This is a genomic window from Staphylococcus sp. ACRSN (assembly GCF_022346615.1).
Taxonomy (GTDB): Bacteria; Bacillota; Bacilli; order Staphylococcales; family Staphylococcaceae; genus Staphylococcus.
On record NZ_JAKRNS010000001.1, the window covers coordinates 198,668 to 221,994 of the forward strand.

The window sequence follows — 23,327 nt, forward strand, 5'->3', positions numbered from 1 at the left end:
ATTTTCATTGTAGAGTTTGATATACTAAAATTAAAATAACATAAGTTCGAAACATTTATAAATAAAATGAAAAACAGACTATTTTTTATAGAACAGTTAAGGAGTAAAAATGTATAATTTACAGATTAAAACATTTTTAAAGGTAGTTGATTTAGGCAGTTTTAATAAAGCTTCCATAGAGTTATATATTTCTGCCTCTGCTGTCATTAAACAAATCAATGCATTAGAAAAAAATTTGGGGCTGACATTGCTAAATAGAAATGCACAAGGTGTAACATTGACTGAATCTGGAAAAATTATTTATGAAGCTAGCAAAAATTTAATTAATTATGCTGACGATGCACTTGCGAAAGCGAAAAAAATAGAAGAACAAAACCAACAAGTGATTAATTTAGGGGTTTCACCAATGACGCCAGGCGAATTATTAATACAACATTGGCCAGATATCAAAGCAAGTAAAGATAATATTCAATTGAATATTGTTCCTTTTGAAAATTCAGAAGATAAAATTAATCATATATTACAAAATATAGGTGAATCTATTGATATCGTGATTGGTTTCTTGGATCAATCACTATTGGATTATTTTCATTGTGAAGGTATAGAACTGTATCGTTTACCGATTCGAATTGGTGTACCATCTCAAAACAAATTATTTAATCATAGAGAGTCATTGACTTTTAATGATTTGAAACAACAAAAAATAATATTGTTAGAGGAAGGGATTAGTGATGTATTTGATGCAGTGCGAAATCAATTGAAACAAGTTCCTGAAATTCAAATTGAAGACACTAAAATTTATAATACCCATACATTTAATGATGCTGTTAGAAAAGATAGCTTGGTATTGATGGCAGATGAATGGGATAATGTGCATCCATTAGTTCAGTTGCACAAAGTGGATTGGGATTGTGAATTTATTTTTGGTGTCTTTTATTCTGATCTTTTACCTTCACATGTTGTGGAAGTTATCTAGCTGTTACAAAAAGAATTAATAACATAAATTGAGAGGTTATAACCTTTTGGTTATAACGTTAGTCTAAAGAACATCTTCTATAGAAGGTGTTCTTTTTTTATACTTTAACTATATTAAATATCAAAAACGCAAAGCTACTTAAAAATGGAGGTATGAGAATGAATTATAGAAAACTGAGAAATATTGAAGTTTCTAGTATTGGATATGGATGTATGGGATTTAGCCATGGATACGGTGAAATACCAAGTGAAGATGAAGCTATTAGATTAATACGCTTAGCTTATGAAAAAGGATGTACATTCTTTGATACAGCAGAAGTATACGGAGATGGACATAATGAAAGGTTAGTAGGTAAAGCAATTGAACCATTTAGAGAAAATATTATCTTAGCATCGAAACTATATATCGACAGCAATGCTGTCGGAGGCTCTTTTGAAGAACTAGAAACACATATCCGAGCTCATTTGGATGCATCACTTGAGAAACTACGCACAGATTATTTAGATATTTATTATCAGCATCGTGTGAATGATGATATTCCAGTTGAGGATGTTGCGCGTGTAATGGGAAAATTAATTGTCGAAGGAAAGATTCGTGGTTGGGGTCAATCGCAACCAACTGCAGAGCAAATCAGAAGTGCACATGAGGTTACACCTTTAACGGCAGTACAAAGTGAATATTCAATGATGGAGCGTCAATTTGAACAAGATGTTATTCCTACATGTAAAGAATTGAACATTGGTTTTGTACCATTTTCACTTTTAGCGAGTGGATTTTTATCTGGAAAGTATAGTAATAAAGATCAATATCAAGGCGATGATGTAAGACGTGTGATTACACGATTTAATGAAGAGAATGTGAATAAAAATCAACCTCTAATTGATTTGATTCAAAAATATGCTAATGAAAAACAAGCGACAGCTGCACAAATTTCACTTGCATGGATGTTATATAAAGAACCGTTTATTGTGCCTATTCCAGGCATGAGAAAAGAGAGTAGAGTCAATGAAAATTTAGGAGCAGCAGATGTTCACATAAGTGAAGAAGAATATACTGCTTTAGAAAATGAACTATCGAAGATAAAGGTTTATGGTAATCGTACAGATGAAGATATAGCAAAATTAAAGGATATTGATTAACGGATACTAGGTGAAAGCGTCGTGTTAACAATGTCTGTAGAAAGTCTCTTTGAATATAATGATTAGGAGGAATTGCAATTATGGAATACGTAATATTAAATAATGGTGTGGAAATGCCAACTGAAGGATTTGGGGTATTTACAATAGAAGATTTAGATATCTGTGAACAAGCAGTATTAGATGCATTAAAATCTGGTTATAGATTGATTGATACAGCATCTGCTTATATGAATGAAGAAGCAGTCGGAGCAGCGATTCGAAAGTCAGGCGTTCCAAGAGAAGAGTTATTTATCACAACAAAATTGTGGGTGCAAGATGCAGGGTATGAAACAGCAAAACAAGCTTTTGAGACATCACTTGAAAAATTAGGATTAGACTATATTGATTTATATTTAATTCATCAACCATTTAATGATTACTATGGTTCATGGCGCGCAATGGAAGAATTACATAAAGAAGGTAAAATTAGAGCAATAGGCTTAAGTAACTTTGATAATCCACAATTGGTAGATTTGATTATGAATAGTAAAGTGGTCCCATCGGTATTACAAATTGAAATGCATCCTTTCTTCCAACAACAAGATGCAATAGATATTATGAACACATATGATATTCAACCACAAGCATGGGCGCCATTAGCGAAAACTACTGAAGAAGTTCTAAACAATAATATATTAAGTGGAATTGCTGAGGCGCATCAAAAGACTGTCCCTCAAATTATGTTACGTTGGCACATTCAACGTGGAGTTTCAGTCATTCCAAAATCTACACATAGAAATAGAATGGAAGAAAATATAGATATATGGGACTTTGAGTTGACAGAAGATGAAATGAAACAGATTAAAACATTGGATCAAGGGAAAAGTTTATATATTGATCGACAGACTGTTGAGACAACAGAAATGTTTAATAACTGGAAGATACATGACTAATTGAAGCTTTTTAAAGGAGAGAAAAAGAAACTATGAAAGCAATCGTACTAAATAATGTTGAAGATAATTACAATTTATCTATACAAGATGTACAAAAACCCGTGGCAAATGCAGGTGAGGTTGTCGTTAAGCTAAAGGCTGCTGCCTTAAATAGACGTGATGTGATGATTGCAAGCGGTAATTATCCAGGGACTGAGGTGCCGAAGATTATCGGTTCTGATGGCGCTGGAGAGGTTGTTTCTATAGGTAATGACGTTACAGATGTATCTGTTGGAGCTAAAGTGATTATTAACCCTGGGTTGAACTGGGGGAATAATCCCAATGTTAAAAGTGCAGCGTTTACTATTTTAGGGATGCCTGTCGATGGTACGTTTGCTGAGTTTATCAAAATTCCAGCAGAAAATGTGTATCCTAAACCACAACATTTATCATGGGAAGAAGCGGCTGCACTACCGTTGTCAGGTTTGACGGGATATCGTGCACTTATTACTAAAGGCAATGTACAAGCGAATGAAAATGTATTTATCCCAGGTGCTGGTGGGGGCGTTGCAACGTACTTAATTCAATTTGCCAAAGCATTAAATGCAAATGTATATGTATCGTCTAGCCAACAAGAGAAGATTGATTGTGCACTTAAACTTGGAGCACAATCCGGTGTGAACTATAAAGATGCAGATTGGGAAACTAAATTGTTAGACCAATCACAAGGCATGGATTTAACTATAGATAGTGTTGGTGGAGAGTCGTTTAAATCCTTTATTAATATTGGTAAATTGGGTAGTCGTATTGTTAGCTTTGGTGCAACACGCGGTCCAGTACCCAATCTATTATTACCAACAATGACACTGAAAGAAATCACCTTACTAGGTTCAACGATGGGTAGCCCGAATGATTTTAAAAATATGATTGATCTTGTTGAACAACATCAAATTAAACCAGTTATTGGTTCCCGTTACAATTTAGAGGAAACACCAGAAGCATTAAAAGCATTAACTCATGGTGAGAATTTTGGTAAGATTGTTATTCGCATTTCAGAATAGTTGAGATTATATCGTAAGTTAATAAAGCATAGAGTGTTTATATTAAGAAAGCCCCTAAATGAAAAGTAGATTTCATTTAGGGGCTTTTATAGATCATATAGCTATTGCTTTCACAAGGGATAACTTTAGCCGATATTCTGTATAGAATGTTCTTTTATATAATAAATTGCGTCATGATTAACCGTTAAATTCTTCTGGGTTTGGACCAATTCTTCTATCTTGATTTAATGCATCAATACGTTCAATTTGTTCTGTTGATAATGAGAAATCAAAGACATTTAAGTTTTCATCTATTCTATGAGGCGTAATTGATTTAGGTATAGTGACAACACCGTGATCGATATTCCATCTGATTACAACTTGAGCTGGTGATTTACCTAGTTCGTTTGCAATAGCATTTACTGTCTCATCTGATAAAATTTCGGCATTCATCAGTGGTGACCAAGATTCTGCTTGAATCTCTTCTTTAACTAAATAGTTTCTCAAATTATTTTGAGTTAAATATGGGTGGAATTCAACTTGGTTGATTACTGGTTTAATTGAAGTGTGTGCTTTTAATGTTTCCAAGTTCTCTACTGTAAAGTTACTTACACCAATATTTTTAACTTTACCAGCTTCGTATAATTCTTCCATACCTTTCCAAGTATCAATAATGACTGCTTCGTCAGTACCTGGCCAATGGACTAAATATAAGTCTAAATAGTCTAAACCAAGATTATCTAAAGATTTTTGATAACCTACAGCAACATTGTCTTTACCATAGTCAGATAACCATAATTTTGAAGTTATGAATAAATCTGCTCTAGTGATACCGGCTTCTGCAATACCTTCTTTAATACCTAAACCAACATTTTCTTCATTGCCATAAATTAATGCTGCATCAATGCTGCGATAACCATTAACGATGGCATGTTTAACGGCATCTTTAGCAGTAGTATCATTTTCGACTCTAAATACGCCTAAACCTAATTGTGGCATTGTATTACCATTATAAAATTTAATATTTTGCATAATAACGCTCCTTTTAATTATATGTCTGTGCATATATAAGATTCATGAGACTCATTTTAAACACTTAATTTCAAAAATGAAAGTACGCACTTTTAAGTAACTATAAAAATAAAAAAATTTGACTGTAGGCATATAATATGTGATTATATGCATGCGCATATATTATAAAAGTGAGGTAATTATAAATGACAGATAATCATCTATTTACACCAGTAAATTTAAAAAGTTTAACAATAAAAAATCGCATCATGATGTCACCGATGTGCCAATACAGTGTAGTTGAAAAGAATGGGATACCTACAGATTGGCACTATCATCATTATATAAGTAGAGCAATTGGAGGTTCTGGTTTAGTAATGGTTGAAATGACTAATATTGAACCTGACGGTAGGATTTCAGATTTTTGCTTAGGATTATGGAATGAGGAACAAAAAAACAAGTTACAATCTATTGTTGAAGGAATTCATCAATATGATGCTAAAGCTGCAATCCAAATAGGGCATGCAGGTAGAAAAGCAGAAAATGCTGAAACACCAGTTGGACCTTCTGAGATTGCTTTTGATGAAACATTTAAGACACCGCGTGCATTGGAAAATGCTGAAGTATATCAAATGATTGAGAAATATCGCTATTCTGTAAGAGCTGCTGTAGAAGCTGGATTTGATGCAATCGAAATACATGGCGCACACGGATATTTAATTCATCAATTTCATTCACCACGCTCTAATCACCGCAGTGATGAATTTGGTGAAAGACTAACGTTATTTGGTGAGAAAGTGATTGCAGCAGCAAGAGAAGAAATGCCGTCAGAAATGCCACTCATCGTGCGTATTTCTGCGACAGAATTTGTAGATGATGGGTACGGTATTGATGAAGGTATAAAAATTGCACGTACTTATTATGAAGCTGGTGCCGATGTGATAGATGTTTCTGCTGGTGGTGAAGGTCCTATATCACCACACGGTAAACCAGGTACACATGCTGCATATCAATTACCTTATGCTAGAAAGGTGAAAGAAGCATTAGATATACCAGTGATTGCTGTTGGCCGATTAGATGACCCTATTTTAGCTAATGCGGTAATAGGTAATAATGAAGCAGACATGGTAGCTGTAGGTAGAGGATTATTGCGCAATCCATATTGGCCGCTTACTGCTAATGAGCAGTTGAGAAAAATTGCTAAAGAAGCTATTGTACCAACACAATATCAACCAGGATTTAGAGGTTAAATATAATTTAAGGAGTGAGAGAGATGGATGTCAGTATTTTAGATCAAACACAATTGATTGATGGGGAGTCGAGTGAAACGGAATTTAATAACACTGTCGCATTGGCTCAATATTTAGATGAACTCGGATATACAAGGTATTGGTTGTCCGAACATCATAGTACGGATGCATTAGCTGGCTCTGCTCCTGAGATATTGGCATCATTTCTTTTGGCTAAGACGAAAAATATTCGTGTTGGTTCTGGTGGCGTCATGCTTCCTCATTACAGTTCTTATAAGGTATCAGAGATGTTTAATGTCATGAGTGCATTAGCTCCTGGAAGAGTAGATTTAGGTGTGGGCAGAGCGCCTGGTGGACATCACCTATCCAATATTGCATTGCAAAGTGGCGTGATTGCTAAAAGAAATGTGGATCAATTTCCACAAAAACTTGATGAAATTGCTCATTATTTTAGAAATAAAGTTCCTGAAGATTCAGTAGTTAAGGGATTACAGACGACACCTAAAGTAAACCAACCGGCAGTATTATGGTTATTGGGAACGAGTAATGACTCTGCTAAATTAGCTGCTAAACAGGGCTTACCATATGTCTTTGCACATTTTATCAATTATGAAGCTGGTGCGATGGATGAAGCTATAGCACTGTATCGAGCGCAGTTTCAACCATCAACGACCCTCTCCCATCCTAAGGTGATTGTAGCGATTAAGACTATTTTGGCAGATACAGATGAATACGCGCAAGCACTTGCTAAAAGTGCCGTGCATGCTAATTTTTATCTGCACAGAGGTGTGTTATCCAGGCTCGTGTCACCTGATAAAGCGTTAAGTGAAGTTCATACTAAAAAGGAATGGGCAGAGGTACAGGCAATTAAAGATACGTATTTGATAGGTTCTAAGCAGACAGTTGCTAAACAATTGAAGGAATTGAAATCTAAGTTAAATATAGATGAAGTGATGACGTTGAGTCCTATTTATGATTTTGAATCGAGAAAATATTCGCTTAAATTATTAAAAGAAGTAACCGACACAATGTAAGTTCGGTAAAATAGTTTATTCTTAGCAATCATTAGCACTATATAACTTTAAGTTCTATAATGAATTAAATTATAAGCAGAAAATATAAAGATTATCCAAAAATGTTAATAATTCCTCAAAAATTCATATATACATTATATTCAAAAATGATTATACTTAAAAACGTGTTTGTTTTTAATACATCAAGGAGTAATAGAGTATGAATTTTATTAAAAGAATATTGAAAAAAGAGGATTTTTCACTTTATCAAAATAAAGATGCGCATTTGGAGCGTACGCTAAGAGTAAGAGACTTTTTAGCATTAGGTGTAGGAACGATTGTTTCGACTGCAATTTTCACTTTACCTGGTGTTGTAGCGGCGGATCACACAGGACCATCCGTAAGTTTGTCATTCCTTGTGTCTGCTATAGTAGCTGCGCTCGTTGCATTTGTATATGCAGAGATGTCATCAGCCATGCCAGTTGCGGGATCGGCATATACTTGGATAAGTATATTGTACGGTGAATTTTTTGGCTGGTTAGTAGGATGGGCATTAATTGCAGAATATATTATTGCTGTTGCGTTTGTTGCATCTGGGTTTTCAGCGAATTTAAGAGGATTATTCGAACCCTTCCATGTGACGTTACCTGATGCATTATCTAACTCATTAGGAACAAATGGCGGAATCATTGATCTTATTGCAGCAATCGTTATTATTATAACAGCTTTATTATTATCGCGTGGTGCGTCTGAAACGGCCCGTGTGCAAAATGTTTTGGTTGTATTAAAGGTTATGGCAATTATCTTATTCTTAATTGTCGGTATAAGTGTCGTAGATATTGGACATTATGTACCGTTCATTCCTGAGTATAAGATGACTGCAGACGGAGCATTTGGTGGTTGGCAAGGTATCTATGCAGGGAGTTCAGTAATATTTATTTCCTATATTGGATTTGATTCTATTGCTGCGAATTCTGGAGAAGCTATCAATCCACATAAGACAATGCCACGAGGTATTCTTGGTTCATTAGTTATTGCAGTGACATTGTTTGTGGCTGTATCTTTAGTACTTGTGGGTATGTTTGACTATTCACAGTATAAAGATAATGCTGAACCTGTAGGCTGGGCGTTGCGTACAAGTGGTCATGAAACGGTGGCTATCATTGTTCAAGCTGTGTCTGTCATCGGTATGTTTACAGCGTTGATTGGTATGATGTTAGCTGGTTCTCGACTATTGTATTCATTTGGTAGAGATGGAATCTTACCAGCTTGGATTGGACGTCTAAACAACAAACATTTACCGAATAGAGCGCTACTTGTCTTAACGATTGTAGCAGTATTAGTTGGTTCGGTCTTCCCATTTGCGTTCCTAGCACAGTTAATATCTGCAGGTACGCTTGTCGCATTTATGTTTGTAACGATTGGTATGTATGGACTGCGTAGTAGAGAGGGTAAAGATTTACCAGAACCTGGATTTAAATTACCGCTGTATCCTGTGATGCCATTAGTGATATTTATTTGTATATTTGCCGTATTTTGGGGACTAAGTGGTCAAGCTAAGTTCTATACATTAATGTGGTTTGTCATAGGTATTGCCTATTACCTGTTTTATGTTACGAAAAGCATAATTAAAGAAAAGAAAGTACAATAATTAATCAAAATATAAAGTTGTAACGGATGTTTAGCATCTGTTGCAACTTTTTTTATTTGTAAATGTAGATCGAGTTAAGGTTTTAATTTTTTAAAAATATGGTATATTATATTTATGTTGCAAATGCAACAAAAAGGAGCTTAAAGATGAAAGATATATTAAGAGATATAGGTGTTATCGCGAGAGCGCTTGATTCAATCAGTAATATTGAGTTTAAAGAGTTAAATTTAGCTAAAGGACAATTTGTTTATTTAGTTAGAATTTGTGAAAATCCAGGTATTATTCAAGAAAAATTAGCTGAAATGCTGAAAATTGATAGAACAACCGCATCACGTGCAGTTGCCAATTTGGTTAAGAATGAACTTGTGGAAAAGAAAGCAGATGATGATAATAAAAAGAACAAATTATTATATGCCACTGAAAAAGGAGCATCGTTATACACTTTGATTATTAGGGAAAATGAGCATTCAAATAAAGTTGCACTCAATCATTTTTCGGAAACTGAAATTACAGAATTGGCTTCGATGCTACAAAGAGTAAAAGAGAATATTTCAGATGATTGGCTGTATGTTAAAAAAGGTAATAAACGCGATTATTAACAGAGAAGGTGAAAATTTGATACAAGTATGTACCAAAAAAGATATAGAAGCATTAAAAGATTTAAGCATTCAAACATTTGATGAAACGTTTAGAGCTCAAAATAAGACAGAGAATATCGAACAGTATTTGGCAAATGCATTTACAACGAATAAATTATTACATGAAATTGAAAATCCACATTCATACTTTTATATTATATATTATCAGCAAAAATTGGCTGGCTACTTAAAGGTAAACATTTTGGATGCACAAACAGAACAATATCCAGGAAATAATTTAGAGATTGAACGTATTTATATATTGAAAGATTTTCAAAAATTTGGACTTGGTAAACAGCTATTTAATCGTGCTGTAACTGTAGCAGAAACTAAAGGCTGCGATCAAATATGGCTTGGTGTGTGGGAGAAAAATAATAACGCTATACAATTTTATGAACGTTTAGGGTTTAGCAAAATTGATGAGCATGCATTTTACATGGGGGATGAAAGACAAGTTGATTTTATAATGTCTCGTCCTTTAAAGGAGGATTCATATAGCAATGTACATTCCGAAACAGTATCGTAAAGAAGATTATCAAGAAATTAAAGATTTTATACAGCGATATAACTTTGCTACTATTATTTCGACAGTGGAAGGTAGACCGTTAGCTACACATATCCCTGTAAATGTTCAGGAAGATGGGGATGCATTATATATTACAGGGCATGTTGCAAAACGAAATCAACAATGGAAAACATTGGATAAGGGGGAGCATATCTTAGTTATATTCCAAGGACCTCATGCCTATATTTCTTCTACGTGGTATGAAAATGATGATGTTCCAACGTGGAATTATCAAAGTATACAAGTATATGGTAATAGTAGATTATTGAAGGAAGATGAATTGATAACTGACTTGACAAGGCTATTGAATAAATATGAAGCACACAGAGAACATGGTGCGACTTGGGATAATATGTCTGAAAAATCCAAGAGCCAGGTGAAAGGAATAGTCGGATTCAGAATAAAAGTAACTGAACTTTATGCAGCCTATAAATTGAGCCAAAGTCGCAGTGTTGCAGATAAAGATCATATTATCGATACATTATCAAGTTCCGAAGATCATTTAGATCATGCAGTCGCAAAGGCAATGACGAAAGAACAAAAATCCACAAAATAAGTTAATCGTGTAAGTATAGGTGATAGGTGGTAAAACTTTATATCATTCAAGAAGAAATTCTGGTAGTCCATAGTTAAGTACAGTAAAATGTAGGAATCAACTTATTTAAAATGCTAATAATTGTAGGTAATTAGCATTTTAAATAATCTAATGACAAAATCTATTAAATGGAGATGACCTTAATGAATATTGTTTCAGTCATTTTAACAGTATTAGTAGCTTTAGAATGCTTTTATATCATGTATTTAGAGACCTTTGCTACGACATCTGCTAGTACAAGTAGGGTTTTCAATATTTCACGAGAAAAATTGAAAGATTCAAACGTCAATGTGCTGCTTAAGAATCAAGGAGTTTACAATGGTGTGATCGGCCTTGTTCTCTTATATGCTGTCTTATTTGCGAGTCATCCAAAAGAAATGGTTGCTGTGATATTAATATATATTATTATCGTAGCAATTTATGGTGGTTTATCTAGTGATAAGAGTATCATATTGAAACAAGGTGGCTTACCAATAATCGCATTAATCTCACTGCTATTTTAAATATTTGTTGTGAGGATAATGTACAAAATCAGTGAAATGATGCATGTTAATTCCCAGGAAATAAAAGAATGTTAGTTGAAATTATTATAAGAATTGTAGGTGAGTGTTATGCATACATTGGATGCTTATTTTAAACTATTTGATGAATCTCGTTTGAGTGAGGAAAGCTTTGATGGATTAGTCGCACTGTTTAGTGAAGATATTACCTTTGTGTTGAATGGTCAAGCTTATCATGGTATTGAAGCTTGGAAGCAATTTGTACGTAAAGTGTTTGAGATTAATTCAGATTTGAAACATATGTATGACGGTTGGATTGAAAATGAAGACGGTAGCTACCAAACACGATGGGCGGTTTGTGGTAAAAGATATGAAACAGGTGTCTATACACAAGAAGGTATAGATATTGCTAAATTAGATAGTGATAATAAAATTAGCTATTTAGAAAATAAACCTAATGATAGTGGCTTGTTTTCAGAAGTAAATGAATAGTATTTAGCTAATTTATTATGGTTAAAAGCAGGTAACAGGCGCTTACATGAAGTGGCTTGAAGTTAGAATGTATCGTTCCAACTTTTTAAGTCTTAGTGTAATTTCAGCCATTTGTTACCTGCTATTTTTTATGTAGCCAATTGTGCGATGGAAGTGAAAAATATTTAAAAGTGACAATTTAACTATGTTTTATTGAATAAGGTCATGAATAGCACGCAATACGATAATTATATGGTAATATCTAACTTGTGTGTATTTTTCTCAAATTATGATATTCGAGTAGTAAATAATAAACGCAATGATGTATTACATAAAATTGTGTTTTCGATAAAAAAGTATGTCATGTATTGACTTGATGTGTGGGGAAGTCTAATCATAAAGTACTCGATGATAGGTATTGTATTTTGAATTTATGCACCAATATAGATTAGGAGGTCAAACACATCATGGTTAAAAAGCAAAAATCTGGAAATAAGTTGATTTTAGCTATTGTATTTAGTGTTTTAACGTATTGGCTATTTGCGCAATCGTTTATTAATATATCTACGGAAGTACAAGCAACATATCACACGACGACTGCCGTAGTGAATTTATCGGTTAGTCTCGCATCCTTTGCCACGGGTATATTTATGGTAGGCGCAGGAGATGTCGCAGATAAAATTGGTAAGTTGAAAATGACTTATATCGGCATCATTTTAAGTGTGATTGGCTCAGTATTAATTATCATTTCTAGCGTTACTGCATTTCTTATTATTGGTAGGGTTTTGCAGGGACTATCAGCAGCGATACTGTTGCCAGCAACGGTTGGTGTATTAAACGACCAGTTTAAGGGGCAAGCATTGCGTAAAGCCTTTAGTTACTTAATGATTGCAAGTGTCGGAGGCGTTGGCTTTGCATCGATGGTCGGCGGTTTTGTAGCAACTTATATGACTTGGCAAGTTAACTTTGTCATTTCAATCGTAATTGCATTAATTGCATTTGTATTATTGTTAGGAACTAAAGAAGTCGAGAAGGAAATCATTGATCGTCAACCCTTTGATTATATCGGAATGTGTTTGTTTGCTGTTATGATAGGCAGTATTACTTTGTTTATGACGCAAGGTTTCGAACGTGGCTGGTTAAGTGTGTTTTCAGTAAGCTGCCTTATAATATTTATAATTTCAGGCGTAGTATTTCTATTATTTGAACGTAAGAAAGCAATGCCGTTTATTGATTTTTCATTATTTAAACATCGTGCATTTGTAGGTTCTTCTTTGAGTAACGTTATCATGAATTCAGGTATTGGTATGATGACCGTATTTAATATGTATGTTCAGACGGCAATTGGCTTAAATGCCTTTCAAGCAGGATTGGTTACTGTGCCATATGTGTTAATGGCAATCTTTATGGTTCGTATAGGAGAGCGTTTATCAGTACGTTATGGTGGTAAGCCAATGTTATTAGTGGGCCCACTATTTCCTTCAATGGGTCTCATATTGATTAGTTTAACCATTTTACCACCTCAGTGGTATATCGTAGCTGCGACAATTGGATTTGTTATTTGTGCAATTGGTAATGGGCTATGTGCAACGCCAGGTCTAACAATAGCCTTATTGACTGTCCCAGATGAAAAGGTAGGGCTAGCAACAGGTTTGTATAAAATGTGTGCTACACTCGGTGGTGCATTTGGTATTGCGTTGAGTACTACAGTATATGCCATACTACAAACACATACTTCAATAGAAATGGCTGCTATGGGAACATTCCTAATTACATTATGTATTATGGCAACAGGCGTTATTATGACGCAATTGATTATTCCTAAACATACGAAAGCGTAGTTTAAAAATGTTGTAATCGCTATTTAAATATAAAAATAAAGAGGTAAAGTAATAAAACCATTTAGTACTTGAAGGATTATAATGGTTGATTACGATTACCTCTTTTTTATATGTCGAAATGATCTATAGTATGCATTGCTACAAATTAACGTGTAAATGATTATCATTAGTTATTATAATGCACCTTTACTTGGACTTTATTAATATCTAAATTGATTAATAATGTAGGATGATTCTCATAAATAATAAATACAGTTTTTAAATAAGTATTACTTTGGGGAAATTGATAACTAACAATATATTTATCTCCATTTTTAAAATAATCATATTGATAGAATGGTGTCACAATACGCGTTAATTTATCTAAATATTGTTCTTTTACAAAGCGATTGATACTTTTATATTTTTTATTAGTATACATTCTCTTTCTAATGCGAGAGAGTGATTTAGGGCACAATAAGCTACAAAAAAGTTCGGCATCTTTCTTAACAATACTATTCATAAAGTCTTCTATACATTGTTCTATTTTCATCATACCACCGCCTATTTATAATCTTTGAAAAACGTTGTTAAAACAGTGAATATCTAACAGAGTGGAATACAAAGCGTAGGAACGGATGTATCTAAATTACTGAGCAGGTTAATATAATGCGTATAAAACAACCTTTTGCATTGGAATTTCAAATCAAACTATTAATAATTTAGTCATATATATGTACAAAACAATAATCGAACGAAATTTTAATAATTTTAGAATTGAATATATAACTACATTTTCCACGAATGATAGAAAATAAACATTTTAGATGTAAAATACCACTATTAGTAAAGCGCTGATTTAAAAATAATTAACATAAAAATTATAAAAATTAATAACAAGCTATTTTATATTTGTTAAAATGTATTTTAGGAGGTATTAAATATGAAAATAAAAAGTATTGTAAGTTTGATTGGCATTTTAATAATGAGTGTCTTAATTGTAGGATGTGAAGATGGTAAAGAAAAACAGCCAAAGCAGGAAGCATCAGATAAACATAAGCAAGAATTAATCTATTTTGAGCAATTATCGAATGGGGATGAAGATTATCCAAGAGCGGAAATAGGTTATAAAGGTAAAAATGGAAAGACGCATACATATACAACTGAAAGTAAAAATGTTTATGAACATATTTTGAAAGATAGTAAGAAAAAACCTTATGTTATTAAAGATGGTAAGAAATATCACGTATATCGTTTACCTTATATGACGTATGATAATAATGAAATCGAGGGTGAGGTAAAGGATAAAGGAGCGGTAAGTAAAGATGATTAATAAGGTGAGTGTCTGGTTTTGTGCGCTTGCGATATTAGTTTTATTTTTTTCACCTATAACAGAAGCTATTGGTAGTAGCACTAGCAGTACAAGTAGTACAAGTAGTTCAAGCAGTTCTTCAACGAGTAGTGCTACAAGTACATCTTCAAGTGCACGCGCAAGTGTAGCATCACGAGCTGCTCAAAGTAATATGTCTGCTAATATCAATAGTTCAAGAAATGCGACCTCACAAAAAGCGAATACTAAAGCAAGTAGTACGAAACCTTTATCAAGACCTAATCATTCCTTTATTACGCCTACTGCACCATACAATGATCAACAATTGGCATCAATGTATTTCAACAATACTTTGTTTTTTTGGATTGTAATGCAACATCATAATCTCAACATCAAGCAGCAACATCATATATTACAAAATAATATGACTGCAAAAGATAAGCTATATACGATTACGATTCAAGATAAACGAGATAAAGAGCATTTAATTGTCGTACCTAAAAAGGATTACGATGCAATTCAAAAAGGTGCACATGTGAAATATAAGAATGGTAAAGTGACGACTACACACAAGTAACGTAGTTATTCGATTATTAGAAGTTCATAGTTAGTATAGGAAAACCTCTGAACACTATATGTAATAGGTTAATGTGTTCGATGATGATTATGTCAGTACACGATTTATGATATATACTATAACAACATAGGTAATGGGAATAGGAAATGTATTAACTAGGGAAGTAGTTGAAATGAGAAAATTACAATTCAATTATCATTTTGAAAGTTCATATACTAATATAGTAGTCAAAGATACTATGCTATTATCTAATGTGTATAATAAAACTTGTTGAAAAGGATGTGGAACATGAATCACTCAAATAGTGTTAAACCAAAAGGTAATAGAATCGTTAATATCGTCATATTTATAGGTTTAATGTTTCTTGTGTCGTCACCGACAATTTTTGCTAGCTCGATTATATACTCTGTCGTTAATCATGTGAATTTGTGGATCATCATCGGGATAACAATCATTGGTATTATTTGGACGATATTCATGATGTGGCTATTCCGATGGTATTATCAAAAAAGAAGTTATGAAACCCAGCAACATCAATTTAAATTGAAAGATATTTTAATTAATATTTTGTGGTTTATTGCTTTGCGTATTACTATTGGTGTTTTTAGTCTTATTATGCAATCTGTTTATAACGACAACACATCTGAAAATGATAAAATATTGCTAAATCGAATGGAACAACTGAGTAATTTAAGCGTTTCATCAGTTATAGGATTAATCTTTTTCTTAATTGTGATTATTTTTGTAGCACCATATTTAGAAGAATTACTTTTTAGAGGGATATTTAAAGAAACTATATTTAGAAAATCTGCATTTTTATTACCATTGATTGTTTCATCTGTTATATTTTCATCACTCCACGGTTCAACTAACTGGATCAGCTTTTTGATGTATATGACTTTGGGAATGGTTTTTTATATGGTATATAACAGACGTAAAAACTTAAAAGATAGCATGATGGTACATATGTTGAACAACGCTATGGCAGGTATTGGTATGGTAATTATGGTATTTACGTAACGTAGTAATAAAAACTATATTATTTATACATAGACAGAAAAAGACGGTTAGTAGCCGTCTTTTTTTAATGCTTATTTATAGTTGTTAAATCGCTACTTTATTAGGTTAATCCTAGAAATGATGAATTGGGTAATTTAAATTAAATTTAAAGCCTACATGCAATTAGACGAGAATTTATTACTTTGTTTTCGTGAATTTTTGTATCCAATTGTTTATCTACTTCAGTTGCCAAGGTCAAGAAATATTTATTTGAACAGACATTTGAATGATTGAAAAGGGAGGGTTAATTGAATAATATGATCTCACAAGTTATGAGATTGATGTATATATGAAATAATATGTGTATAGATTATAATTAAGCATAAAAAATAAAAATAATATAGACTACCAATAAAAATAATATTGCGTTAACATAGTTTTTGGTTTAAATATAAATTCAGGGAGTATATATGCAGATTAATAAATTAAGAACAGCTTTATTTATACTGTGGTATATCATATGGGCTTTAGTTCTTGTATTTTGTCTTACTAACGATTTGGAATCAAAAGGTAATTATTATATTGTCTTACCTTTCATAGTTTTTAGTATTTTTATTGGTCCTATAATAGAGAAATTAGCACCTAAAAATAAAAGTAAATTGAAAGAGCATGTGTATATTTTAGCATTCTTACCTATTGAATACTTAGCAATCGTAATCGACTACTATACAAGTACAATGTGGGGTTATATACCTTTTTTATTACTGATAGTAATAGCATTGGTCTATGCAAGCACGTATACAAAGTTAGCCATACTATCACTCACTAGATTGCTAGGTGGCATTATCGCCTATATATTGATCTATTTGTCGTCAGAGCATTTGATTTCAACGGATTATTTTAAACCAGTTGAGACGAGTACGTATTCATTAATTCTAACTGCAGGTAGTCTTGTTGTCATTATTATGGTTTATACATATAAAAAAGTAGGATTGAAATAATTTAAAAGGAGGACTTGGATGACATTATTTCTAATTTTTCTATGTATTGTACTTTTGATTTTCACAAAAATTTATGCAAATCATAAAGATTGAATAATGTAAATTTGAATCAAAGTTAATTAATTTCTAACAGTTGTGGTTTATTGAGGATTCAGAGGTTCGATGACCATACAATAACAGATAAAAGGAGGCTGTAAATTGAAAACTATAATAAGCTTTTTTTCATACTTTATTATTTCTATGATATTATCGTTCAGTGGTTTTTACGAAAAGTATAATCTCATTATTGTTTTAATAATATCTATAGTTATATTTATGATAACGAACTATATTCTTGAAAAAGTTTTTAAAGTTATAAATAAGAACAAACAAAATGAGGATAAGTAAAAGTAGGATAAAGATACTACTTCATACATTAAAGATGAAATGTAAATTATGAAGTGTTTTACATTAGAGATATGTCATTTAAATACATCGGTAACCACGTTACTTAACATTCTTGTAGCGCCAGTGGAAACAGAGTTAATATTTAATGAATTTTTATAATAGTGATTTTACAAAATTACGTATCGTATTAGCTGCTATATTGACTTGAATATTCTAAAGGACGATGACTTATTCTATCTTTATATCTGATGGAAAGCATAGTTATAGGAGCAATTGTTGCTGTATTTATTGCCACAGGTTTCTAATGATGAATGTCATAATGTAGTTAACAGAAAAAGCCGTGAACATATACACTATCCCCCTTACTATTTGATGTAGTAAGGGGGATTTATAGTGAAGTATATTAATTATAAGCACCATTATTAATACTAATCCTATTGCATTTCTAATATTCATAACATATTCAAATTGCATTTACTTAATTAGGTTTAAATCATAACTAACGAGTAATTTATTTTTTGGTGTCAGTAATTAAATTTATATCTTTAATTTCCTTATTTGGATGTTCTATTATATCTTTTACAAGTTTCACTATGGCTTTATGTAAGTATTTAACTTCTTTTTCATTAACAATAGCAATTTGATAATCATAGTCAATATCTAAAACACTGTTTCTATTTCTATTACTTATACTGATAGCTAATGGTGTATCACATAATCCATTATCTAGCCATACGTCTGAATAACCATTTTCTATGACTTTGGAATTGTATTGCTTATTTTGGAAAGAAATCGTACAATCTAACATCCCATATTTATTCTTGTTATCATCTTCAATTTGACTATAGGGATATTTTCGATGTTTTAACAAATTAAAACTTTCGATTTTTGTCTTACTTAATAATTCACTGATAGAATTATTACTAGAAACATCTACTATCAATGGTAATGCTTTTGAAAAAACACCGGTTATACTCTTTTCAATTTGTTTAGTTCTATTATGCATTATTGAACCAATTGAAATTTTTTCTGCATAAGTTTTTTTATATTTTAAAATAATCATAGCAGTAGTAAACAGGTTGTTTATACTTATCTTATTTTTATCACAAAATACCTTTATTTTATGTGTATCTATATCGGAAAGGCTATAACCTTTTCTATCTCCCTGTGCACAATGCGTAGAGTGCTTTTTAAATAATTGGTTACTTTCGAAATTTTCTAATTTTTTCAACCAAAATTGTTTATCTCTTTCGTATCTTTTTGAATTCGTATATTTTAATTCCTCTTTAACATAATCTAAATAAGTATATGCTAAAGTTTCTTGCTTATTTTCATTTATTAAATATTCACTTAATACATTTCCAACTATTGTCAGGCTCCAACCATCTGAGATGATATGATGTTGTAACGTAAGTACAGCCATATTGCCTTCAGGAAGTCGTAAAATTGTAAATTTATATAAATCACTATCATTATCAAATATATTTCTTTTAATTTCCACATTAATCCAATGATGATATGCTTCTGGATCATTGTTGAAATCAATAAAATCAAACTTTTTATCTTTATGATTGCTAATATATTGCTTATATTCTGACTTTTCTTTTTTGATTTTAATTCTATAACTTGCATGTATTTTTATTAAATAATTTAATGCTTGTTCAATTTTGGATATTGTAACCTTATCTTTAATATAAAGAAGTCCAGCCAAGTTATTAATACTAGCGTCTTTATAGTATTCTTGTACTTGAATAATTTCTGTTTGGGCGTATGATAATTTGTGATTCTCCAAAATTAAACCTCCCTAATTATTGGATGAGATGAATTTTCCATTTTGTAATCATATTTAAAAGTGTTTGAATCTTTTTAAAGTAACGAATATATTATTATAATATGTAAAAAATATATAATGTTTAGACAATTAATATGATAGCATATTTTATTTGTGCTTTGGTTGTTATATTAAAAGAGATTTCTTTATAAAAGGAATCTCTTATTTGTTCGAATGGATAAATATATAATGAACAACTGTTAAAAAACACAAAAGTAACAAATGTATTCTGAGGCGAGAACCTAGGTATTTGTGGTTTCTATTTACACACAAATTTACGTATCGTCACATAAATGTATCATTTCTAAAATAGTTATAAAATTTTAAATTTTTGCATATTTCTCAAAATTAATGGTATATTACATGAAAGGGCTTACATTATTCAAAAGGGAGATGATTGTGAAGTTTAGCGTCAAATTGTTGTGTTGCATTTAATGAAGGATAGGAGCTTATTGGTATGAAGATTATTCCATTATCTGAAGTAACAGACATTATAAAGGACGATAATACAATTGCTATGGCAGCATTGTCATCAGCTAATTTACCGGTAGAATTGTTAAAGGTATTGGTTGATTATTATGATGAAGTTCGGACACCTAAGAATTTAACATTTATGTTAGCCAATGATATCAGCGACTATCGGGGAGATGGAGTTGATTTAGATTCATTTGTAACAAGAAATATGGTGAAAAGGTTAATTACAAGTATTATAACGGCATCGCCAGCAACAATTCGTGCGATGAAGGAAAATGAAATTGAGGCATATTATTTACCACAAGGTGTACTTACAACACATTACCGTAATCATACATCTGCTTCACCTGGCTATTTAACACGAATTGGTTTGAATACGAATGTCGATCCTAGATATCGTGGAGGTAAGGTTAATCAACGTACTACAGAAGACTTGGTAAGCTTAGTAGAAGTTGAACAAAAACCATATTTGAAATATGACTTTCCAAATATTGATATCGCTTTGTTAAGAGGTACTTATGCAGATCAAGACGGAAATATTTATATGACGCATGAAGCTCATCTAGGAGAAGGTTATAGTGTAGCGTTAAAGGCGCATAATAACGGTGGTAAAGTCATTGTACAGGTTAAAGAAGTGATACAGAATGGTAGGTTTAATCCGCGGGATGTCTTTATTCCTGGAAAATTAGTGGATTACATCGTTATTAATGAAAATCCTAAATATCATAGACAAGTAATGCAAAATTATTATGATCCTGCCCTTGCTGGACGATATCGTGTACCACAAATTCGAGAACCATTTTTACAATTGAATGCTCGCAAAGTGATATTACGTCGTGCTGCTCAGTTTTTAAGGCTAGATGATGTAGTGAGTATAGGATTTGGCATAAATAATGAATTATCTAATTTATTGATAGAGGAACAGTCAGGTAAACTGGTGCAATTGAATATTGATACTGGCATATTTGGCGGTATAGTAAGCAGTGGTCAAAACTTTGGGATGAATTATAACCTAAGTGCACAAATGAGGCATGATCAAACTTGGGATTTTATTTATAACGGTGGTTTGGACGTCGCTTATTTAAGTTTTGCAGAGGTGGATGAAATCGGAAATGTTAATGTATCAAAGTTTGGAGATAAAATGAATGGTTGCGGTGGTTTTATTGATATTAGCCAAACAGTAAAGCGTATTGTCTTTTCAGGAACAATGGTTGCCGGGGGTCAACTTGATTTTGGACATGGAAAAATTGAAATCCATAAAGAAGGTCATGCCAATAAATTTGTTAAGAAAGTGGGCAATATAGATTTTAATGCAAAGTATGCGCAAGAACTTGGGCAAATGGTGTACTTTGTAACTGAAAGAGGTGTATTTGAACTCACAGAACATGGATTGAAATTAATTGAAGTTGCAGCAGGTCTAGACGTAGAACGTGACGTTTTAGCACACATGGATTTCAAACCAATCATTGCAGAGGATATAAAGGTGACGAATCCGGCAATTTATCATGACAAGTGGGGAGGTTTAGCTCAAATTATAAGGTCGGGAAAGCGTATTTAAAAGGGGGAGAAGAATATGAATTACGACTGGATTAAAACAAGAGCAGCATATGATGAAGTCAAACCGGCGATTATAGATCCATTTAAAGGCACATCGTGGTCTTATCAAGATTTGAATAAGAGGGCAGAAAATCTAGCAGGTCATTTAAAAAATGAAGGCATAGGTCAAGGAGATGTAGTCGGTATTTTCGCACCGAATGATGTTTCACTGTTAGATTTACTATTTGCTACTACTAAATTAGGTGCCGTTTATTTACCAATTAACTGGAGACTTAAGCCAAAAGAAATTGAAAATGTTATTACCGATTCAAACGTAAAGCATATATTTTATGCAGCAAAGCACTTATCAAGTTTACAAGGCATGGCAGATGATTTGCTATATATGGATGTAGATTCTACAGAATATGATCAAATCGTCGATCCTACCAATCATAAACCATTTGAATCCGTAGAGGTTGAAGGTGATACACTAGCCATTTTAATGTATACAAGTGGAACGACTGGTTTGCCAAAAGGTGTTATGTTTTCATATGATTCGTTGGTTAACAATTTAATCAGCACAGTTCTGACGTATAAGATTAATGCGACATATAAGACTATTATCTCAACGCCAATGTTTCATGTGTTAGGCTTTAATGATTTAATTCTACCGTTATTAATGGCAGGTGGCACGGCAGTACTCCAACGTTATTTTAATGGAGAAGATTTAAATCGTTTGATGGTGGAATTCGAACCGAATTATTTAATTTTAATACCAACGATGTATTACGCGATGCTTGTAGCAGATAATTTCAAACTTGAAAGTTTTAAAGACATAGAATTTTTATTGCAAGGTGGCTCAGCACCTCTTGCAGGTGTGCAACAGAAATTTACGAGTATGGGACATCATATTATTAATGGTTATGGTTTAACAGAAGCACCACTTGTTATGGTCAATACACCTGAAAATAGTGTGGAAAAACCTGGTAGTATAGGCAAACCAATTATGTTTGTGGATATACGTGTATTGGATGATAATCATGAAAATGTATTAGTTGGTGAAATTGGTGAGTTGGCAGTAAGAGGTAAAAATGTGACACCTGGATATTGGAATAAGCCTGAAGAAACAGAGAAATCATTTGTTGATGGCTACTTTTTAACAGGTGATTTAGCTAGAGTAGATGAAGATGGCGATGTCTTTATTGTAGATCGTCGTAAAGAAATGATTATTACAGGTGGAGAAAATGTCTTACCTTCAGAAGTTGAAGCTGTTCTGTCGACACATCCATTAGTCGCACAAGGCGTCGTGTTAAGCTTTGATAGTCCCAAATATGGAGAATCTGTAGCGGCTGCAGTTGTACTGACTGAAGATGATCCAGATTTTGAAATGAAATTAAATGAACATATGAGAGAAAAATTAGCTGGGTATAAAGTACCGAGAATGTATCTCAAAGTGACGCATATGCCACTGAATTCAACATCGAAACCAGATAAATTGGAACTACAAAAATTAATGAATCAAAAAGCGCAATCTCATTAAACGTATAACATCAAAATATATGCAAACAACATAGGATAAAAAATTTTGTGCATTAATGTAAGCGTTATCATT

The 23,327-nt window shown here is 32.4% G+C and carries 22 protein-coding genes; 19 read left to right on the forward strand and 3 right to left on the reverse strand.

The window, feature by feature from the left end; genetic code table 11:
* Positions 1-109 precede the first annotated feature (109 nt).
* The 4 genes from MHZ36_RS00955 (at position 110) to MHZ36_RS00970 (ending at position 4,087) form a co-directional block, all read left to right on the forward strand.
* Positions 110-976 (forward strand): LysR family transcriptional regulator, encoded by an 867-nt coding sequence (locus MHZ36_RS00955; RefSeq protein WP_239229020.1) that lies wholly within the window; start codon positions 110-112, stop codon positions 974-976.
* A gap of 158 nt (positions 977-1,134) precedes the next feature.
* A complete protein-coding gene (locus MHZ36_RS00960; RefSeq protein WP_239229022.1) occupies positions 1,135-2,115 on the forward strand; it encodes an aldo/keto reductase in 981 nt (326 codons plus the stop codon).
* An 80-nt stretch (positions 2,116-2,195) separates the two neighbouring features.
* Positions 2,196-3,047 (forward strand): aldo/keto reductase, encoded by an 852-nt coding sequence (locus MHZ36_RS00965; protein ID WP_239229024.1) that lies wholly within the window; start codon positions 2,196-2,198, stop codon positions 3,045-3,047.
* Positions 3,048-3,079: 32 nt separating this feature from the next.
* Positions 3,080-4,087: a quinone oxidoreductase family protein gene (locus tag MHZ36_RS00970; protein WP_239229025.1), complete on the forward strand. Its 1,008-nt coding sequence runs from the start codon at positions 3,080-3,082 to the stop codon at positions 4,085-4,087.
* Positions 4,088-4,264: 177 nt separating this feature from the next.
* On the opposite strand, the gene MHZ36_RS00975 is transcribed toward MHZ36_RS00970, so the two are convergent.
* Positions 4,265-5,098 carry an aldo/keto reductase gene (locus MHZ36_RS00975; RefSeq protein ID WP_239229027.1) on the reverse strand — a complete coding sequence of 278 codons (834 nt, stop codon included), beginning with the start codon at positions 5,096-5,098 and terminating at the stop codon, positions 4,265-4,267.
* A 185-nt stretch (positions 5,099-5,283) separates the two neighbouring features.
* Here MHZ36_RS00975 and MHZ36_RS00980 point away from each other — a divergent pair, with 185 nt between their 5' ends.
* The 9 genes from MHZ36_RS00980 (at position 5,284) to MHZ36_RS01020 (ending at position 13,601) form a co-directional block, all read left to right on the forward strand.
* The gene (locus MHZ36_RS00980; RefSeq protein WP_239229029.1) at positions 5,284-6,327 is read left to right on the forward strand and encodes an NADH:flavin oxidoreductase/NADH oxidase; all 1,044 of its coding nucleotides are present in this window, start codon (positions 5,284-5,286) and stop codon (positions 6,325-6,327) included.
* A 23-nt stretch (positions 6,328-6,350) separates the two neighbouring features.
* Positions 6,351-7,361 carry an LLM class flavin-dependent oxidoreductase gene (locus MHZ36_RS00985; RefSeq protein ID WP_239229031.1) on the forward strand — a complete coding sequence of 337 codons (1,011 nt, stop codon included), beginning with the start codon at positions 6,351-6,353 and terminating at the stop codon, positions 7,359-7,361.
* A gap of 199 nt (positions 7,362-7,560) precedes the next feature.
* Positions 7,561-8,991: an APC family permease gene (locus MHZ36_RS00990; protein WP_239229032.1), complete on the forward strand. Its 1,431-nt coding sequence runs from the start codon at positions 7,561-7,563 to the stop codon at positions 8,989-8,991.
* A 146-nt stretch (positions 8,992-9,137) separates the two neighbouring features.
* A complete protein-coding gene (locus MHZ36_RS00995) occupies positions 9,138-9,590 on the forward strand; it encodes a MarR family winged helix-turn-helix transcriptional regulator (RefSeq protein ID WP_239229033.1) in 453 nt (150 codons plus the stop codon).
* A gap of 16 nt (positions 9,591-9,606) precedes the next feature.
* A complete protein-coding gene (locus tag MHZ36_RS01000) occupies positions 9,607-10,155 on the forward strand; it encodes a GNAT family N-acetyltransferase (RefSeq protein ID WP_275432117.1) in 549 nt (182 codons plus the stop codon).
* Positions 10,130-10,750 carry an FMN-binding negative transcriptional regulator gene (locus MHZ36_RS01005; RefSeq protein ID WP_239229035.1) on the forward strand — a complete coding sequence of 207 codons (621 nt, stop codon included), beginning with the start codon at positions 10,130-10,132 and terminating at the stop codon, positions 10,748-10,750. Before MHZ36_RS01000 ends, MHZ36_RS01005 begins: the two co-directional genes overlap by 26 nt.
* A gap of 182 nt (positions 10,751-10,932) precedes the next feature.
* Positions 10,933-11,292 (forward strand): DUF1304 domain-containing protein, encoded by a 360-nt coding sequence (locus MHZ36_RS01010; protein ID WP_239229036.1) that lies wholly within the window; start codon positions 10,933-10,935, stop codon positions 11,290-11,292.
* A gap of 108 nt (positions 11,293-11,400) precedes the next feature.
* The gene (locus tag MHZ36_RS01015; RefSeq protein ID WP_239229037.1) at positions 11,401-11,781 is read left to right on the forward strand and encodes a nuclear transport factor 2 family protein; all 381 of its coding nucleotides are present in this window, start codon (positions 11,401-11,403) and stop codon (positions 11,779-11,781) included.
* A gap of 446 nt (positions 11,782-12,227) precedes the next feature.
* A complete protein-coding gene (locus MHZ36_RS01020; RefSeq protein WP_239229038.1) occupies positions 12,228-13,601 on the forward strand; it encodes an MFS transporter in 1,374 nt (457 codons plus the stop codon).
* A gap of 166 nt (positions 13,602-13,767) precedes the next feature.
* On the opposite strand, the gene MHZ36_RS01025 is transcribed toward MHZ36_RS01020, so the two are convergent.
* Positions 13,768-14,133: a hypothetical protein gene (locus tag MHZ36_RS01025; protein ID WP_239229039.1), complete on the reverse strand. Its 366-nt coding sequence runs from the start codon at positions 14,131-14,133 to the stop codon at positions 13,768-13,770.
* A 390-nt stretch (positions 14,134-14,523) separates the two neighbouring features.
* Here MHZ36_RS01025 and MHZ36_RS01030 point away from each other — a divergent pair, with 390 nt between their 5' ends.
* From MHZ36_RS01030 to MHZ36_RS01045, 4 genes are all read left to right on the forward strand, one after another.
* The gene (locus MHZ36_RS01030; protein WP_239229040.1) at positions 14,524-14,913 is read left to right on the forward strand and encodes a hypothetical protein; all 390 of its coding nucleotides are present in this window, start codon (positions 14,524-14,526) and stop codon (positions 14,911-14,913) included.
* Positions 14,906-15,487, forward strand: coding sequence for a hypothetical protein (locus MHZ36_RS01035; RefSeq protein ID WP_239229041.1), 582 nt, complete (start codon positions 14,906-14,908; stop codon positions 15,485-15,487). Before MHZ36_RS01030 ends, MHZ36_RS01035 begins: the two co-directional genes overlap by 8 nt.
* A 288-nt stretch (positions 15,488-15,775) precedes the next feature.
* Positions 15,776-16,507: a CPBP family intramembrane glutamic endopeptidase gene (locus MHZ36_RS01040; RefSeq protein WP_239229042.1), complete on the forward strand. Its 732-nt coding sequence runs from the start codon at positions 15,776-15,778 to the stop codon at positions 16,505-16,507.
* A 449-nt stretch (positions 16,508-16,956) separates the two neighbouring features.
* A complete protein-coding gene (locus tag MHZ36_RS01045) occupies positions 16,957-17,487 on the forward strand; it encodes a hypothetical protein (RefSeq protein ID WP_239229043.1) in 531 nt (176 codons plus the stop codon).
* 898 nt (positions 17,488-18,385) lie between these two features.
* Here MHZ36_RS01045 and MHZ36_RS01050 read toward each other — a convergent pair.
* Positions 18,386-19,666 carry a condensation domain-containing protein gene (locus MHZ36_RS01050; protein ID WP_239229044.1) on the reverse strand — a complete coding sequence of 427 codons (1,281 nt, stop codon included), beginning with the start codon at positions 19,664-19,666 and terminating at the stop codon, positions 18,386-18,388.
* A gap of 496 nt (positions 19,667-20,162) precedes the next feature.
* On the opposite strand from MHZ36_RS01050, the gene fadX reads away from it, so the two are divergent.
* Both fadX and fadD read left to right on the forward strand, forming a co-directional pair.
* Complete coding sequence (gene fadX / locus MHZ36_RS01055; RefSeq protein ID WP_239229045.1) at positions 20,163-21,737, forward strand: fatty acid degradation protein FadX; 1,575 nt, start codon at positions 20,163-20,165, stop codon at positions 21,735-21,737.
* 15 nt (positions 21,738-21,752) lie between these two features.
* Positions 21,753-23,255, forward strand: coding sequence for a long-chain-fatty-acid--CoA ligase FadD (gene fadD, locus MHZ36_RS01060; RefSeq protein ID WP_239229046.1), 1,503 nt, complete (start codon positions 21,753-21,755; stop codon positions 23,253-23,255).
* The last annotated feature ends 72 nt before the right edge of the window (positions 23,256-23,327 follow it).